This window comes from Enterobacter sp. CCUG 70166 (assembly GCF_020224095.1).
GTDB lineage: Bacteria > Pseudomonadota > Gammaproteobacteria > Enterobacterales > Enterobacteriaceae > Enterobacter > Enterobacter intestinihominis.
Map to the genome: position 1 here is coordinate 63437 of NZ_NRIQ01000039.1, position 15308 is coordinate 78744.

Annotated in this window: 13 protein-coding genes; 2 read left to right on the top strand and 11 right to left on the bottom strand. The window is 55.4% G+C overall.

The features are described from left to right. Position 1: 1 nt before the first annotated feature. On the bottom strand, positions 2–2584 hold the full coding sequence (gene leuS / locus CKK19_RS17855) for a leucine--tRNA ligase (protein ID WP_063853989.1): 2583 nt from the start codon (positions 2582–2584) through the stop codon (positions 2–4). A 214-nt stretch (positions 2585–2798) separates the two neighbouring features. Between leuS and CKK19_RS17860 the strand changes: the two genes are divergently transcribed. Next, a complete protein-coding gene (locus CKK19_RS17860; RefSeq protein ID WP_225455195.1) occupies positions 2799–3281 on the top strand; it encodes a zinc ribbon-containing protein in 483 nt (160 codons plus the stop codon). Positions 3282–3348: 67 nt separating this feature from the next. Here the strand turns inward: CKK19_RS17860 and rihA are convergent, their stop codons facing one another. The 10 genes from rihA to miaB all read right to left on the bottom strand — a co-directional run bounded on the left by rihA (position 3349) and on the right by miaB (position 13599). Further along, positions 3349–4290 carry a pyrimidine-specific ribonucleoside hydrolase RihA gene (gene rihA / locus CKK19_RS17865; protein ID WP_063853990.1) on the bottom strand — a complete coding sequence of 314 codons (942 nt, stop codon included), beginning with the start codon at positions 4288–4290 and terminating at the stop codon, positions 3349–3351. A gap of 119 nt (positions 4291–4409) precedes the next feature. Continuing rightward, the gene (locus CKK19_RS17870; RefSeq protein WP_006809622.1) at positions 4410–5135 is read right to left on the bottom strand and encodes an amino acid ABC transporter ATP-binding protein; all 726 of its coding nucleotides are present in this window, start codon (positions 5133–5135) and stop codon (positions 4410–4412) included. After that, on the bottom strand, positions 5135–5809 hold the full coding sequence (gene gltK / locus CKK19_RS17875) for a glutamate/aspartate ABC transporter permease GltK (protein WP_022647437.1): 675 nt from the start codon (positions 5807–5809) through the stop codon (positions 5135–5137). The genes CKK19_RS17870 and gltK overlap by 1 nt, the downstream gene beginning before the upstream one ends. After that, positions 5809–6549: a glutamate/aspartate ABC transporter permease GltJ gene (gene gltJ / locus CKK19_RS17880; RefSeq protein WP_015571133.1), complete on the bottom strand. Its 741-nt coding sequence runs from the start codon at positions 6547–6549 to the stop codon at positions 5809–5811. The genes gltK and gltJ overlap by 1 nt, the downstream gene beginning before the upstream one ends. A 155-nt stretch (positions 6550–6704) precedes the next feature. Then, entirely contained in the window at positions 6705–7610 is a 906-nt protein-coding gene (locus CKK19_RS17885) for an amino acid ABC transporter substrate-binding protein (RefSeq protein ID WP_022647438.1), read from the bottom strand. A 383-nt stretch (positions 7611–7993) separates the two neighbouring features. Continuing rightward, positions 7994–9532, bottom strand: coding sequence for an apolipoprotein N-acyltransferase (gene lnt / locus CKK19_RS17890; protein ID WP_063853991.1), 1539 nt, complete (start codon positions 9530–9532; stop codon positions 7994–7996). Between the two features lie 5 nt (positions 9533–9537). Further along, a complete protein-coding gene (gene corC, locus CKK19_RS17895; RefSeq protein ID WP_003858679.1) occupies positions 9538–10416 on the bottom strand; it encodes a CNNM family magnesium/cobalt transport protein CorC in 879 nt (292 codons plus the stop codon). A gap of 84 nt (positions 10417–10500) precedes the next feature. After that, entirely contained in the window at positions 10501–10968 is a 468-nt protein-coding gene (ybeY, locus tag CKK19_RS17900; RefSeq protein WP_003858677.1) for an rRNA maturation RNase YbeY, read from the bottom strand. Further along, entirely contained in the window at positions 10965–12011 is a 1047-nt protein-coding gene (locus CKK19_RS17905; RefSeq protein ID WP_022647440.1) for a PhoH family protein, read from the bottom strand. The genes ybeY and CKK19_RS17905 overlap by 4 nt, the downstream gene beginning before the upstream one ends. A 163-nt stretch (positions 12012–12174) precedes the next feature. Further along, positions 12175–13599, bottom strand: a complete 1425-nt coding sequence (gene miaB, locus CKK19_RS17910; RefSeq protein ID WP_063853992.1) for a tRNA (N6-isopentenyl adenosine(37)-C2)-methylthiotransferase MiaB — start codon at positions 13597–13599, stop codon at positions 12175–12177. A 135-nt stretch (positions 13600–13734) separates the two neighbouring features. On the opposite strand from miaB, the gene ubiF reads away from it, so the two are divergent. Next, positions 13735–14910, top strand: coding sequence for a 3-demethoxyubiquinol 3-hydroxylase (ubiF, locus tag CKK19_RS17915; protein ID WP_063853993.1), 1176 nt, complete (start codon positions 13735–13737; stop codon positions 14908–14910). Positions 14911–15308: the final 398 nt, after the last annotated feature.

Genomic DNA, 15308 nt, shown 5'->3' on the forward strand with positions numbered 1-15308 from the left:
CTTAGCCAACGACCAGATTCAGCAGTTTACCGGGTACGTAGATCACTTTACGTACGGTAACGCCCTCAAGGTATTTCGCGACCAGATGCTCCTGGCCTGCGCGCTCGCGAACCTGTTCTTCGGTTGCGTCGACCGCGACGGTAATTTTACCGCGCACTTTACCGTTAACCTGCACCACAACCAGCGTGGTGTTTTCCACCATAGCGGATTCATCCGCCACTGGCCACGGCGCGTTGTCGATATCCCCTTCGCCTTTCAGCTCCTGCCACAGGGTGAAGCTAACGTGCGGCGTGAACGGGTTCAGCATGCGAACGACCGCCAGCAGCGCTTCGCGCATTAACGCGCGATCCTGCTCGCCGTCCTGCGGGGCTTTTGCCAGCTTGTTCATCAGTTCCATAATAGCCGCAATTGCGGTATTGAAGGTCTGACGACGACCAATATCATCGGTGACTTTCGCAATGGTTTTATGAACATCACGACGCAGCGCCTGCTGATCTTCGCTCAGTGCAGCCACGTTCAGCGCTGGCGCATCACCTTGTGAGGTGTGCTCGTAAACCAGTTTCCAGACGCGTTTCAGGAAGCGGTTTGCCCCTTCAACGCCGGATTCCTGCCATTCCAGCGTCATATCTGCCGGGGAGGCGAACATCATGAACAGACGCACGGTGTCAGCGCCGTAACGCTCAACCATCACCTGCGGGTCGATACCGTTATTTTTAGACTTGGACATCTTGCTCATGCCGGTATAAACCAGTTCATGACCTTCGGCGTCTTTCGCCTTCACGATACGGCCTTTCTCGTCGCGCTCCACAATCGCATCAACCGGAGAAACCCAGTTACGTTCACCGTTCGCGCCAACGTAGTAGAACGCATCTGCCAGCACCATACCCTGACACAGCAGCTGTTTTGCCGGTTCGTCGGAGTTGACCAGGCCTGCGTCACGCATCAGTTTGTGGAAGAAGCGGAAGTAGAGCAGGTGCATGATGGCGTGTTCAATGCCACCGATATAGATGTCTACCGGCAGCCAGTAGTTTGCAGCATCGGAATCCAGCATGCCTTCTTTGTACTGCGGGCAGGTGTAGCGCGCATAGTACCAGGAGGATTCCATAAAGGTGTCAAAGGTGTCGGTTTCACGCAGCGCTGGCTGACCGTTGACGGTGGTTTTTGCCCACTCAGAATCGGCTTTGATCGGGCTGGTGATGCCGTCCATGACCACGTCTTCCGGCAGGATCACCGGCAGTTGATCTTCCGGCGTTGGCATCACGGTGCCGTCTTCCAGGGTCACCATTGGGATTGGCGCACCCCAGTAACGCTGACGGGAAACGCCCCAGTCGCGCAGACGGTAGTTCACTTTACGCTCGCCCACGCCCAGGGAGGCCAGTTTGTCGGCGATGGCGTTGAAGCCCTCTTCGAAGCTCAGGCCGCTGAACTCACCGGAGTTAAACAGGGTGCCTTTTTCAGTCAGCGCTTGCTCAGAGAGATCGGGTTCAGAGCCGTCAGCAGCAAGAATAACAGGCTTGATGGTCAGGCCGTATTTGGTGGCAAATTCGTAGTCGCGCTGATCGTGACCCGGCACGGCCATCACGGCGCCTGTGCCGTATTCCATCAGTACGAAGTTGGCGGCCCAGACAGGTATCGCTTCGCCCGTCAGCGGGTGGATCGCTTTGAAGCCGGTATCAACGCCTTTTTTCTCCATCGTCGCCATGTCGGCTTCGGCCACTTTCGTGTTGCGGCATTCGTCGATAAAGGTCGCCAGCTCCGGATTGTTTTCCGCCGCTTTTTGCGCCAGCGGGTGACCTGCGGCCACGGCCAGGTAGGTCGCGCCCATGAAGGTGTCCGGACGGGTGGTGTAGACGGTCAGCGTCTGGTCGTAGTTTTCTACGTTAAAGGTAATTTCCACACCTTCGGAACGGCCGATCCAGTTGCGCTGCATGGTCTTAACGGTGTCAGGCCAGTGATCCAGATTATCCAGATCGTTCAGCAGTTCGTCAGCGTAGGCGGTGATTTTGATAAACCACTGCGGGATCTCTTTACGCTCTACTTTGGTGTCACAGCGCCAGCAGCAGCCATCGATAACCTGCTCGTTCGCGAGAACGGTCTGGTCGTTCGGGCACCAGTTAACGGCGGACGTTTTCTTGTAGACCAGGCCTTTTTTATACAGCTCGGTGAAGAACTTCTGCTCCCAGCGGTAGTATTCCGGGGTACAGGTTGCCAGCTCGCGGCTCCAGTCATAGCCAAAGCCCAGCATTTTCAGCTGGTTTTTCATGTACGCGATGTTGTCGTACGTCCACGGAGCCGGTGCCGTGTTGTTTTTCACCGCCGCGCCTTCAGCAGGCAGGCCGAACGCATCCCAGCCGATAGGCTGAAGTACGTTTTTGCCCAGCATACGCTGGTAGCGTGCAATCACGTCACCGATGGTGTAGTTACGCACGTGGCCCATGTGTAGTCGACCAGAAGGATAGGGAAGCATCGACAGGCAGTAATACTTCTCTTTGCTCTCGTCTTCGGTTACTTCAAAGGTGCGCTTCTCGTCCCAGTGTTGCTGGACTTTTGATTCTATCTCTTCCGGGCGGTATTGCTCTTGCATGGCAGCCAGTGGTCCTGTGTTCAATACAGCTACAAATGTAGCCAATGGATGTGGTAATTCAGATCCGCATAGCATAGCCCAAACGCCCGCGTCAAAACAGCCTTTCACGCAAATGCACTTTGCAGGAATTTACCGGGTCTGTGCTTCACCTGACAAAGCGGCGACGAAATAAGGTCTATTATTAGAGACAGTTACTTACCCGGGAGGCAAAATGATGAACAAGGTTGCTCAATTTTACCGTGAACTGGTAGCGACTCTGACGGAAAGGCTGCGTAACGGCGAGCGTGATATCGACGCGTTGGTCGAACAGGCACGCGCACGCGTGACGCAAACGGGTGAGTTATCGCGAACCGAAGTGGAAGAGGTGACGCGCGCCGTGCGCCGCGACCTGGAAGAGTTTGCGCGAAGCTATGAAGAGAGCCAGGACGAAATCGCCGACAGTGTTTTTATGCGGGTAATTAAAGAGAGCCTGTGGCAGGAGCTGGCGGATATTACCGATAAAACCCAACTGGAGTGGCGCGAGGTGTTCCAGGATTTAAACCACCACGGTGTCTATCACAGCGGCGAAGTGGTGGGGCTGGGGAACCTGGTGTGTGAGAAGTGCCACCACCATATCGCCGTTTATACGCCGGAGATGCTGTCGCTGTGTCCGAAATGCGGGCACGACCAGTTCCAGCGTCGGCCGTTTGAGCCGTAGGTAAAAGCAAAACGGCAACGTCGTTGCCGTTTTTAGTGTCTGCTCCCTCTCCCTGTGGGAGAGGGCATCAGGCCGCAGAATAATAAGCCAGCCTCTCCGCCAGCAAATCCACAAACGCTTTCCGATCGATATCCACCATCACTGTGGTATTCGGCTTGTTTCCCGTCAGCGAGTAATAGTCCACCACCGTCATTCCCTGGGTATATTTCCCCTGTGTTTCCACACCAACCCAACGCTCGACCGTGGTAAACATTTCCGGCTTCAGTAGCCAGGCGATGGTGCATGGGTCATGCAGCGGGGCGCCGTGGAATCCCCACTTCTCGGCTTTGTGATACACCATAAAGAAATCGAGCAGCTCTGCCACGGTTGTTGCAACCGGGTTACCCACAGTACGAAATCGTTCGATGTCCTGCGCCATAATTTGTGCGCGGTGGGTAACGTCCAGCCCCGCCATCACAATCGGCAGGCCCGACTGGAAGACGATTTCTGCGGCTTCCGGGTCAACAAAGATGTTGAACTCCGCGGCTGGCGTCCAGTTCCCCAGCCCCATTGCCCCGCCCATGATGACGATACGGGCGATATTGCTGTGCAGTTCAGGATTGCTGTTCAGCAGCAGCGCTACGTTGGTCTGCGGGCCGGTCGCCACCAGCGTCACGGGCTCTGCGCTTTCACGCAGAACTTTCGCCATGAGCTCGACGGCAGTACAGTTTTGTGGTGCGAAACCCGGCTCCGGCAGCGCCGGGCCATCCAGCCCACTTTCACCGTGAACGTTATCCGCAATGATCAGCTCGCGCATTAGCGGCTTAATGGCGCCACCTGCGACCGGAATATCGGTGCGTTTTAGCAGCGTTAACATGCGCAACACGTTTCGCAGGGTTTTATCCGGCGTCTGGTTCCCTGCAGAGGAGGTGACAGCTTTTACGTCCAGTTCAGGGGAGGCAAGAGCAAGGACGAGTGCGATCGCGTCATCATGACCCGGATCGCAGTCGAGAATAATAGGCTGTGCCATGGCGTTCTCCATTCTTAGCATTATTTGTGACAAGGTTAACGCTGCGATGTGACGCCGAATAGAAAAAGAGATCTAAAGCGTGAAGCAGTGCGCAATCCACAGATTGCGCACTAAAAAGATTAATGCAGGATTTTGGCGAGGAAGTCTTTTGCACGTTCAGATTTAGGATTTGCGAAGAACTCTTCTTTCGGTGAGTCTTCAACAATTTTCCCTTCATCCATGAAGATCACACGGTTGGCCACTTTACGGGCGAAGCCCATTTCGTGCGTCACCACCATCATGGTCATCCCTTCGTGCGCCAGTTCCACCATAACGTCCAGCACTTCGTTGATCATCTCAGGATCGAGCGCGGACGTCGGCTCATCAAACAGCATCGCCACCGGATCCATGCACAGCGCACGCGCGATTGCCACGCGCTGCTGTTGGCCACCTGAAAGCTGCGCCGGGAACTTATCCGCATGTGCAGACAGCCCGACGCGTTCCAGCAACTTCAGTCCCTTTTCACGCGCCGCTTTTTTGTCGCGCTTCAGCACTTTCACCTGCGCCAGCGTCAGGTTCTCAATGATGGAGAGGTGAGGGAACAGCTCAAAATGCTGGAACACCATCCCAACGTGGGAGCGAAGCTGGGCAAGGTTGGTTTTGCGGTCATTCACTTTGGTGCCGTTAACGACAATCTCGCCCTGCTGGACAGGTTCCAGCCCATTAACGGTTTTGATAAGCGTCGACTTACCGGAGCCGGACGGGCCGCATACCACCACCACATCGCCTTTTTTCACTTCTGTTGAGCAGTCGGTCAGCACCTGAAAGTGCCCATACCATTTAGAAACATTTTTCAGGGAAATCATTATACGGTCCTTTTCTTCAGCCAGCTGACCAACAGCGATGCGCTTAAACTAATCACAAAATAGACCCCGCCTGCGAAGAGGATCATCTCAACCTGCGTTCCGTCACGTTCGCCAATGGTGGAGGCGGTACGGAAGAAGTCTGCCAGGCTCAGCACGTAGACCAGGGAGGTATCCTGGAACAGGACGATGCCCTGCGTCAGCAGCAGCGGAACCATGGCGCGAAACGCCTGCGGCAGAATAATAAGCTTCATGGACTGCCAGTGCGTCATACCGAGCGCCAGCGCAGCGCTAGACTGCCCGCGCGAGATACTCTGAATACCTGCGCGGATGATCTCGGAGTAGTAGGCGGCTTCAAACATGGAGAATGCCACCATGGCAGAGATCAGGCGGATATCGGTTTTCGGCGACAGTCCCAGCACGTTCTGTAAAAAGCCGGGAACAATCAGGTAAAACCACAACAGCACCATGACCAGTGGAATGGAGCGGAACACGTTAACGTAAGCCGTAGCAAACCAGGCGAGCGGTTTAAAGCTCGACAGGCGCATCACTGCCAGCAGGGTGCCCCAGACAATACCGACGATAATGGCGATTACGGTAATCTTTAAGGTGATCGCCAGGCCATCCAGCAGATAAGGCATGGAGGGAACAATGGAACTCCAGTCAAATTCGTACATTATTTGCCCCCCAGATTGCCCGGCAGGCGTACTTTGCGTTCAACCAGGTTCATCACCAGCATGATGAAAGCGTTAATCAGAACATAGGCGAGCGTGATTGCCGTGAAGGATTCCCATGCGTGAGCGGAGTAATCCAGCAGTTTGCCCGCCTGCGCCGCCATATCTACCAGACCAATGGTTGAGGCGATGGCCGAGTTTTTTACCAGGTTCATCATCTCGGAGGTCATCGGCGGAACGATGACGCGGTAAGCGTTAGGCAGCAGTACGTAACGGTAGGCTTGTGGCAGGGTCAGGCCCATCGCCAGTGCCGCATTCTTTTGTCCGCGTGGCAGTGACTGTATGGCGGCACGCACCTGCTCGCAGACGCGCGCAGCGGTGAACAGTCCCAGACACAGCATGGAGGAGACAAAGAATTGTACGTTAGGATCCAGCTCGGCCTTGAACCACATGCCGAGATCTTCCGGCAGCAGTTCCGGGATCACCAGATACCAGGTAAAGAACTGCACGATCAGCGGAACGTTACGGAACAGTTCCACATAGAGCGTGCCAATCGAAGAGAGAAAACGGTTAGGGACGGTACGCAGAATACCGAACAGCGAACCGACAAGAAACGCGATAATCCACGCCGTTATCGATAACGCAACGGTAACCTGAAAGCCGCTCCACAGCCAGCCGAGATAGGTGGTGTTGCCGAACGGGGCTTGTTGCAGAAAGATGCCCCAGTTCCAGTCAATTGACATAGTAAACTCCAGAAAAAAGAGGGTAGCAGCGCTACCCTCGAAGATTGGTGAGAAGCTCAATTTTTGCGCTGAGTGGGGAACGACCACTCAACGTATAGTCTGTCCATGCTTCCCGACAATCGAGAGGGCAGGAGATCCCGCCCCTGTCGTTCTAGTTAGTTAAGAGCTTTGTCGTTTGGTGATTTGAACAGCGCTTTCATGTCGTCAGACAGTTCAAAGTTCATGTTCAGGTTTTTTGGTGGAATTGGGTTCTTGAACCATTTGTCGAACCATTTTGCCGCTTCGCCAGAGGTTTGCGCCTGAGCGATGGTGTCATCGATCAGCTTTTTGAAGCCTTCATCGCCTTTACGCAGCATACAGCCGTAAGCTTCTTTCGACTGCGCAGTCCCGACGATTTCCCAGTTGTCTGGTTTCTTCGCCTTGGCGCGCTCGCCTGCCAGCAGAGCGTCATCCATCATAAACGCAACGGCACGACCGCTTTCCAGGGTACGGAAGGAGTCGCCGTGATCTTTCGCGCTGATGATGCGCATGTCCATTTTCTTCTCGTCGTTCAGCTTGTGCAGCAGCACTTCGGACGTGGTACCGGAGGTCACGACAACCGCTTTGCCTTTCAGGTCAGCAAAATCTTTGATATCGCCGCCTTTCTTCGTCAGCAGGCGGGTGCCTACAACGAAGATAGTGTCCGAGAAAGCGGCCTGTTTCTGACGCTCAAGGTTGTTGGTGGTTGAGCCACATTCAAAATCAAATGTGCCGTTTTGCAGCAGAGGAATACGGTTCTGTGAAGTGATGGGGATCAGCTTCACTTGCAGGTCAGGTTTGTTCAGCTTTTTCTTCACGGCTTCAACGATGGCGTTGGAGTAATCCTGTGAATAGCCCACGACTTTTTGCGTGTTGTCGTAGTAAGAGAACGGGACAGAAGATTCACGGTGGCCGACCACGATCACGCCGTTTTTGGCAATCTTGTCGAGAGTGCTTCCTGCTGCCGGAGCGTCTTCAGCGTGAACGATGCCCGCAGACATTCCCATAACCAGCATTGCTGTGGCCAGTTTACGTAATTGCATACCCAACTCCTTTCTTATCAGCGCCAGTGACGCTTTGATACCCATTGTGATGTTGTTATATCTCGCGCAATGCGAGTGCAGTGTTATGCAAGCTTGTTAACATTTAGTCTGGCTTAATGTAAAGATTTTGCTGCGTTATTGTTTATTTTTGCGAAGCGCGCCGCACCATTTAGAGGCAATAATCTCTCGTTGCACCGTTTCGGTGCTACCGGAGATCCATGCTGGTGCGACAAGGTTGCACGTTAAGCCAGACAGCGTTTGCGTAATTAAACAAAGCAACAGGCGTGCCAGAATTGAAGTTTAGGAGGAAATTGTCGGGTGGCGGCTGCGCCGGAGAGTAGGCCGGGTAAGGCGTAGCCGCCACCCGGCAACAGAAGGCCAGGTTATCTACGACGCTGACGCAGGCTCATCACTACGGCGGCAAAACCGAACAGCGTGGTCAGGATCCACAGCGGCCAGTTCCCGGTGCGCGCATAAGGCGTCAGGCCCGTAGCTGGCGTCACTTTCGTGGTCAGCACCTCACGGGTGAACTGCGGGATCATGGCCTGGATTTCACCCTGCGGACCAATCACGGCGGTGATGCCGTTATTGGTGCTGCGCAACAGCGGACGTGCCAGCTCCAGAGAACGCATTCGTGCCATCTGGAAGTGCTGCCACGGGCCGATCGATTTACCGAACCACGCATCGTTTGAGATGGTCAGCAGATAGTCGGTGTCCGGGCGGAAGTTATCGCGCACCTGCTCGCCGAGGATAATCTCGTAGCAAATAGCGGCCGTCAGGGCAAACCCGTGCGCATGCAGCTGCGGCTGAACGTAAGGGCCCCGGCTGAATGAGGACATCGGCAGGTCAAAGAACGGTGCCAGTGGGCGCAGAATAGACTCCAGCGGAACAAACTCGCCAAACGGTACAAGGTGATTTTTGTTGTAACGATTGGTGGAGGTATAGCTGTATTCGCTGTCCTTACCGAGCGTAATGATCGTGTTGTACGTGTCATAGAGGTTCTGCTGATTGAGACGCGCATCCACAATTCCGGTAATCAGCGTACTGCCGCGCGCGCGCAGCAGATCGTCCATCATCTTCAGGAAGGGCTGCTGATTGATCTCCAGATCCGGGATCGCAGACTCAGGCCAGATGATGAGCTGCGATTTACCCATCACCTTTTCGGTGGCGTTGGCGTAGATTTTCAGCGTGTTCAGCAGCTGATTCTCATCCCATTTCAATGACTGCGGGATATCGCCCTGTATCAACGATACCTGCGTGGCGCGCGCGGGCTCCAGCGTGAACCACTGGATATAACGCAGTGGGAAAGGCAGGGCAAACAGGATTAACGCGGCAACCAGCGGCTTCCAGTTACGTGTCACCAGAGCCAGCACCAGCAGGCCGCTGACCGCCATGAGCAGGAAGTTAATCGCCTCTACGCCCATGACGGGAGCCAGACCTTTCAGCGGGCCGTCCACCTGGCTATAGCCGAACTGCAACCACGGGAAGCCGGTCAGTACCCAGCCGCGCAGAAATTCGGTGATTTGCCAGACAACGGGAGCCGCTATCGCGACGCGCAGCCAGGTCGTTTTAGGCCACAGACGAGATAGAATACCGGCGAACAGGCCAGTGTAGAGCGAAAGATAGGCGGCGAGCAGCACAACCAGGAAGACGTTAACCGGCCCCGGCATTCCGCCAAATTGCGCGATACTGACGTAGACCCAGTTGATACCAGAGCCAAACAGCCCCAGCCCCCAGAAGTAGCCTATGGCCGCGGCCTGTACCGGACGACGATTCAGGGTAAGACCCTGTAGCCCCATCAGGGAGAGAATAGCGGCTGGCCAGATATCGTAAGGAGAAAAAGCCAGCGTACCGCTGGCTCCAAGTAACAGCGCCAGCAGCAAACGGACGCGCTGGCGTTCAAAGAGTGGGGCAAATGCCATTTACATTAATCTTCCAGTTTTGGCACCGGTGAGTCGTCCGGCATTCTGACATGAACCTGAATAATACGTCGGCTGTCAGCCATTGCGACCTTGAACTGGTAACCATCGATGTCAACGGTTTCACCGCGGGCCGGAAGATGGCCGAAGGCCTGCATCACCAGACCACCAATGGTGTCCACTTCTTCATCGCTGAAGCTGGTGCCAAAGGTGTCATTGAAGTCTTCAATGGAGGCCAGCGCGCGCACGGTCCAGGTGTGGCGGCTCAGCTGACGGAAGTCGATATCCTCTTCTTCGTCATACTCATCTTCGATTTCGCCCACGATCAGCTCAAGGATGTCTTCGATTGTGACCAGACCGGAAACGCCACCAAATTCATCAATAACAATCGCCATGTGATAGCGCTGGGAGCGAAACTCCTTCAGCATCCGATCCACACGTTTACTTTCCGGCACAACCACGGCCGGACGTAACACTTTTTCCATACTGAAGGCTTCGGCATCGCTGCGCATAAACGGCAGCAGATCTTTCGCCATCAAAATCCCTTCGATGTGATCTTTGTCTTCGCTGATGACCGGGAAACGTGAGTGAGCCGATTCGATAATCACATCGAGGCACTCGTCCAGCGTCTGGTTGCGTTTCAGGGTAATCATCTGCGAGCGGGGGATCATGATGTCGCGGACGCGCTGGTCGGCGATGTCCATCACCCCTTCGAGCATTTCGCGCGTATCTTCGTCGATAAGGTCGTTCTGCCCGGAATCACGAATCAGCTCCAGCAGTTCGTCACGGTTTTTCGGTTCGCCGTGGAAAAGCTGGTTCAGGATGAGGGAGAAAAATCCCTTTTTAGTGGTTGTCGTGTCGCTACTGTGTGAATTGTCGTCGCTCATGGCGTTTGTTAAGGGTTCTCTTGTTAGTTCAACGTTAACCGCCGCGCTATGTCCCTGCGCGGCGGCATGGTAGTCAGTGACTGACTATTCTTTCTCGGCAATGTACGGATCCTCATAGCCCAGAGCAAGCATTATCTCTGTCTCGAGGGATTCCATCTCTTCCGCTTCGTCATCTTCAATATGGTCGTAACCCAGAAGATGCAGGCTACCGTGCACCACCATGTGTGCCCAGTGCGCTTCCAGCGGCTTTTGCTGCTCTTTGGCTTCCTGCTCAACCACCTGACGGCAGATGATCAGATCGCCCAGCAGCGGCATCTCAATGCCCGGAGGGGCTTCGAACGGGAAAGAGAGCACATTGGTCGGCTTATCTTTCCCGCGATAGGTCAGGTTGAGCTCATGGCTTTCTGCTTCATCCACCAGGCGAATCGTGACCTCTGATTCTTCCTGAAACTGGGGGATAACGGCATCCAGCCATTTCTGAAACTGTGCCTCTTCTGGCATGCCGGAATTATCTTCACAGGCCAGCTGTAAATCGAGGATCACCTGACTCATTTCTGTTCATGCTCCTGCGCTTCGCGCTTACGTTCTGCGGCCAGCTCGGCCCTGCGCTTCTGATCTGCCTCTTCCCAGGCCTCATAAGCGTTAACGATACGCGCGACCACCGGGTGGCGTACCACGTCTTCGCTGTGGAAGAAGTTGAAGCTGATTTCGTCTACCTCGGCCAGCACTTCGATGGCGTGACGCAGACCCGATTTGGTGTTACGCGGCAGGTCAATCTGAGTGACGTCACCGGTAATAACCGCTTTCGAGTTAAAGCCAATACGCGTCAGAAACATCTTCATCTGTTCAATGGTGGTGTTCTGGCTCTCATCCAGAATGATGAACGCGTCGTTAAGCGTACGCCCACGCATGTAGGCCAGCGGGGCCACTTCAATCACGTTACGTTCGATGAGCTTTTCAACTTTCTCGAAGCCGAGCATTTCGAACAGCGCGTCGTACAGCGGGCGCAGGTAGGGGTCCACTTTCTGACTTAAATCGCCCGGCAGGAAGCCGAGTTTCTCACCGGCTTCTACAGCAGGGCGGGTCAGCAGGATACGGCGGATCTCCTGACGCTCAAGCGCATCGACAGCAGCAGCAACGGCCAGATAGGTTTTACCCGTACCCGCCGGACCCACGCCAAAGGTGATGTCATGGTCGAGAATATTGGCGATGTACTGTGCCTGGTTCGGGGTACGAGGCTTAATCACGCCGCGTTTGGTTTTGATGTTGATGGCTTTGCCATAGTCCGGCACGCTTTCCGCGCTCTGCTCAAGCACGCGCGCCTCTTTGATGGCCAGGTGGATCTGTTCAGGTTCAATATCCTGGATCTCACCGCGCATCGGGGCGGTATCAACATACAGGCTGCGGAGAATATCTGCCGCGGCGTTGACGCAGATTGGGCGTCCGGTGAGTTTGAAATGGTTATCGCGACGATTGATTTCGATACCCAGACGTCGCTCCAGTTGTTTGATGTTGTCATCAAACGGCCCGCACAGGCTCAGCAGGCGAGCGTTGTCTGCGGGCTCAAGGCTAATTTCACGCGTATCTATGTTCAAACTGTTCCTCTTTATTTGGTTAACTGACCTGTGGCCAAACGGCGTAATAAAACGGTCATTACCGAAATTATTCACGCCATAGAATAAAGGCGCAAGCGTTGCGGTAGATATTGGGGGTGATGAGAGGAAATACAAGGCCTGCCGGACAGGCAGGCCAGAGGGATCAGGGCTGGTAAATACCTACGCCAGAATCGTTGATTTTACGGGTGCGAGAGATAACGGATTCCGGAGTCTGTGCAATACGCAGACCCATTTCGTCCTCAGTGCGTACCACCTTCCCGCGCAGCGAGTTCGTGAGCACTTCGACAATCTCGACGTCCACAAACTTACCAATCATGTCCGGGGTGCCTTCAAAATTCACCACGCGGTTATTTTCGGTTCGACCAGACAGTTCCATGATGCTCTTACGGGAAGTGCCTTCCACCAGAATACGCTGGACAGTGCCGAGCATACGACGGCTCCAGGCGTTGGCCTGCTGGTTGATACGCTCCTGCAAAATATACAGACGCTGCTTTTTCTCTTCTTCCGGCACATCGTCAACCATATCGGCCGCTGGGGTGCCCGGGCGTGCTGAGAAGATGAAGCTGTAGCTGACGTCGAAATTCACCTCGCCGATGAGCTTCATGGTGCGCTCGAAGTCATCAGCGGTTTCGCCAGGGAAGCCGACGATAAAGTCGGAGCTAATCTGGATATCCGGGCGCGCTTCACGCAGCTTGCGGATGGTGGACTTATACTCCAGCACCGTATGTGGACGACCCATCAGGTTCAGCACGCGGTCAGAGCCGCACTGGATCGGCAGGTGCAGGAAGCTCACCAGCTCTGGCGTATCGCGATAGACGTCAATAATGTCGTCGGTAAATTCCATCGGATGGCTGGTGGTAAAGCGAATGCGGTCAATGCCGTCAATCGCCGCCACCAGACGCAGCAGTTCAGCAAAGCTGCCAGTGGTGCCGTCGTAGTTTTCCCCGCGCCAGGCGTTCACGTTCTGGCCCAGCAGGTTCACTTCGCGAACGCCCTGCGCGGCAAGCTGCGCGATTTCAAACAGGATATCGTCTGCCGGGCGGCTCACTTCTTCACCGCGGGTGTAAGGTACCACGCAGTAAGTACAGTATTTGTTGCAGCCTTCCATGATGGAGACGAAGGCGGTCGGGCCATCAGCGCGCGGCTCTGGCAGACGGTCAAATTTCTCGATCTCCGGGAAACTCACGTCAACCACCGGGCTACGGCTGCCGCGAACCTGGTTAATCATCTCTGGCAGGCGGTGCAGGGTCTGAGGGCCAAAAACGATATCCACATAGGGGGCTCTCTGGCGGATCAGCTTACCTTCCTGCGATGCGACGCAGCCACCCACGCCAATGATCAGGTCCGGATTTTTCCGTTTGAGAAGCTTCCAGCGGCCTAACACATGAAAGACTTTTTCCTGTGCTTTTTCACGAATTGAACAGGTGTTCAGCAGCAGCACATCGGCTTCTTTCGCATTTTCAGTCAGCTGGTATCCGTGGGTGGTATCCAGCAGATCGGCCATCTTAGATGAATCGTATTCGTTCATCTGACAGCCCCAGGTTTTTATATGGAGTTTTTTAGTCATCGACTTGCTCAGCTCAGGATTGCAAGCCGCGTATTGTAATGCTTTGGTGCGGTTGTGACCAGTATGAAGGTTGTCAACCTCAGGGCCGCAAAAATCCGGTAAACTTAAGGTATTCTCCAATAAGGAATAGTGACCATGACACTCCTGAACACCGAAGTTGCCGTTGTTGGCGGCGGTATGGTCGGCGGCGCACTGGCGCTGGGGCTGGCGCAGCAGGGATTTGACGTAACCGTTATTGAACAGGCGGCTCCGCCGGTATTCGATCCTGCCAGCCAACCGGACGTGCGTATTTCCGCCATCAGCGCGTCCTCTGTTGATCTGCTTCGCGGGTTGGGCGTCTGGGAGGCGGTGCTGGCGATGCGCGCGCACCCTTACAGCCGTCTTGAAACCTGGGAGTGGGAAAATGCTCACGTCTCGTTTGACGCCGCCGAGCTGAAACTGCCGCGCCTGGGCTATATGGTGGAAAACAACGTGCTCCAGCAGGCACTCTGGCAGGCGCTGGAGGCGCACCCGAAGGTGACGCTGCGCGTTCCGGACTCGCTGAAAGCCCTGCATCGTCATGAAGGTGGATATCTCCTGACGCTGGATAACAACGATGAGCTGGCCGTGAAGCTGTTGGTGGGGGCGGATGGCGCGAACTCGCAGGTCAGGCAGATGGCAGGCATTGGGATCCATGCCTGGCAGTATCAGCAGTCCTGCATGCTGATCACCGTGCAGTCAGAAAACGCGCCGGGCGAAAGCACCTGGCAGCATTTTACGCCGAACGGCCCGCATGCATTCTTACCGTTGTTTGATAACTGGGCTTCGCTGGTGTGGTACGACAAGCCGGCGCGCATTCGACAGTTGCAGGGGCTGTCCATGGATCAGTTGCAGCGCGAAATCCGCCAGCACTTCCCGCGCCGTCTGGGTAACGTGACCCCGGTTGCCGCTGGCGCATTCCCGCTGATGCGACGCCATGCGTTGCAGTATGCCCGTGAAGGGCTGGCCCTGGTGGGAGACGCGGCGCACACCATTCATCCGCTGGCGGGGCAGGGGGTTAACCTGGGATACCGTGACGTCGATGCGTTACTGGATGTGCTGGGTAACGCTCGCGCCCACGCGGAAGCCTGGGCCAGCCATCAGGTACTGAAGCGCTACCAGACGCGCCGTATGGCGGATAACTTCATTATGCAGTCGGGGATGGATCTGTTCTATGCCGGGTTCAGCAATGACGTGGGTCCGGTGCGGATATTGCGCAATATTGGATTGATGGCAGCGGAACGTGCCGGTGGTCTGAAGCGTCAGGCACTGAAATACGCCCTCGGACTATAATCTTTATTCCCTCTCCCCGTGGGAGAGGGTTCCCCACAAATTAATGCGAGCACTGAGCAATCCCCTCGCCCCTCCGGGGAGAGGGTTAGGGTGAGGGGAACATACGGCGGTGGTGGTCATTCCGTTCACTTTATGTTCCTTGCTACTCTGTAAGGACATGACCGGTGAACGTGCCAGGGTGGCTCAGTCGCCACCACCCTGGCGACCCGGGCTCCCGGCGGTAAATCGCCGCTTCGCGGTGCCCTCGGCTTATTCCTTCCGGCTTATCGGGTACGGGCGGAGGCAACGTCCCTGTAAAGCCGCCCTCTCGGCGCATCCCTGCGCCTCGCCCCGGCCGGAAGGCAAACGCCTCAGCGATTTACAGCCGGACCAGGGCATCGCTGACAGCCCTCAGTCAT

What these genes read in the sequence shown, in the direction of transcription:
- gltJ (WP_015571133.1), bottom strand. Translation starts at nt 6,549, where the DNA reads ATGTCAATTGACTGGAACTGGGGCATCTTTCTGCAACAAGCCCCGTTC.
- CKK19_RS17870 (WP_006809622.1), bottom strand. Translation starts at nt 5,135, where the DNA reads ATGATTTCCCTGAAAAATGTTTCTAAATGGTATGGGCACTTTCAGGTG.
- gltK (WP_022647437.1), bottom strand. Translation starts at nt 5,809, where the DNA reads ATGTACGAATTTGACTGGAGTTCCATTGTTCCCTCCATGCCTTATCTG.
- corC (WP_003858679.1), bottom strand. Translation starts at nt 10,416, where the DNA reads ATGAGCGACGACAATTCACACAGTAGCGACACGACAACCACTAAAAAG.
- CKK19_RS17860 (WP_225455195.1), top strand. Translation starts at nt 2,799, where the DNA reads ATGAACAAGGTTGCTCAATTTTACCGTGAACTGGTAGCGACTCTGACG.
- leuS (WP_063853989.1), bottom strand. Translation starts at nt 2,584, where the DNA reads ATGCAAGAGCAATACCGCCCGGAAGAGATAGAATCAAAAGTCCAGCAA.
- ybeY (WP_003858677.1), bottom strand. Translation starts at nt 10,968, where the DNA reads ATGAGTCAGGTGATCCTCGATTTACAGCTGGCCTGTGAAGATAATTCC.
- lnt (WP_063853991.1), bottom strand. Translation starts at nt 9,532, where the DNA reads ATGGCATTTGCCCCACTCTTTGAACGCCAGCGCGTCCGTTTGCTGCTG.
- miaB (WP_063853992.1), bottom strand. Translation starts at nt 13,599, where the DNA reads ATGACTAAAAAACTCCATATAAAAACCTGGGGCTGTCAGATGAACGAA.
- rihA (WP_063853990.1), bottom strand. Translation starts at nt 4,290, where the DNA reads ATGGCACAGCCTATTATTCTCGACTGCGATCCGGGTCATGATGACGCG.
- CKK19_RS17885 (WP_022647438.1), bottom strand. Translation starts at nt 7,610, where the DNA reads ATGCAATTACGTAAACTGGCCACAGCAATGCTGGTTATGGGAATGTCT.
- ubiF (WP_063853993.1), top strand. Translation starts at nt 13,735, where the DNA reads ATGACACTCCTGAACACCGAAGTTGCCGTTGTTGGCGGCGGTATGGTC.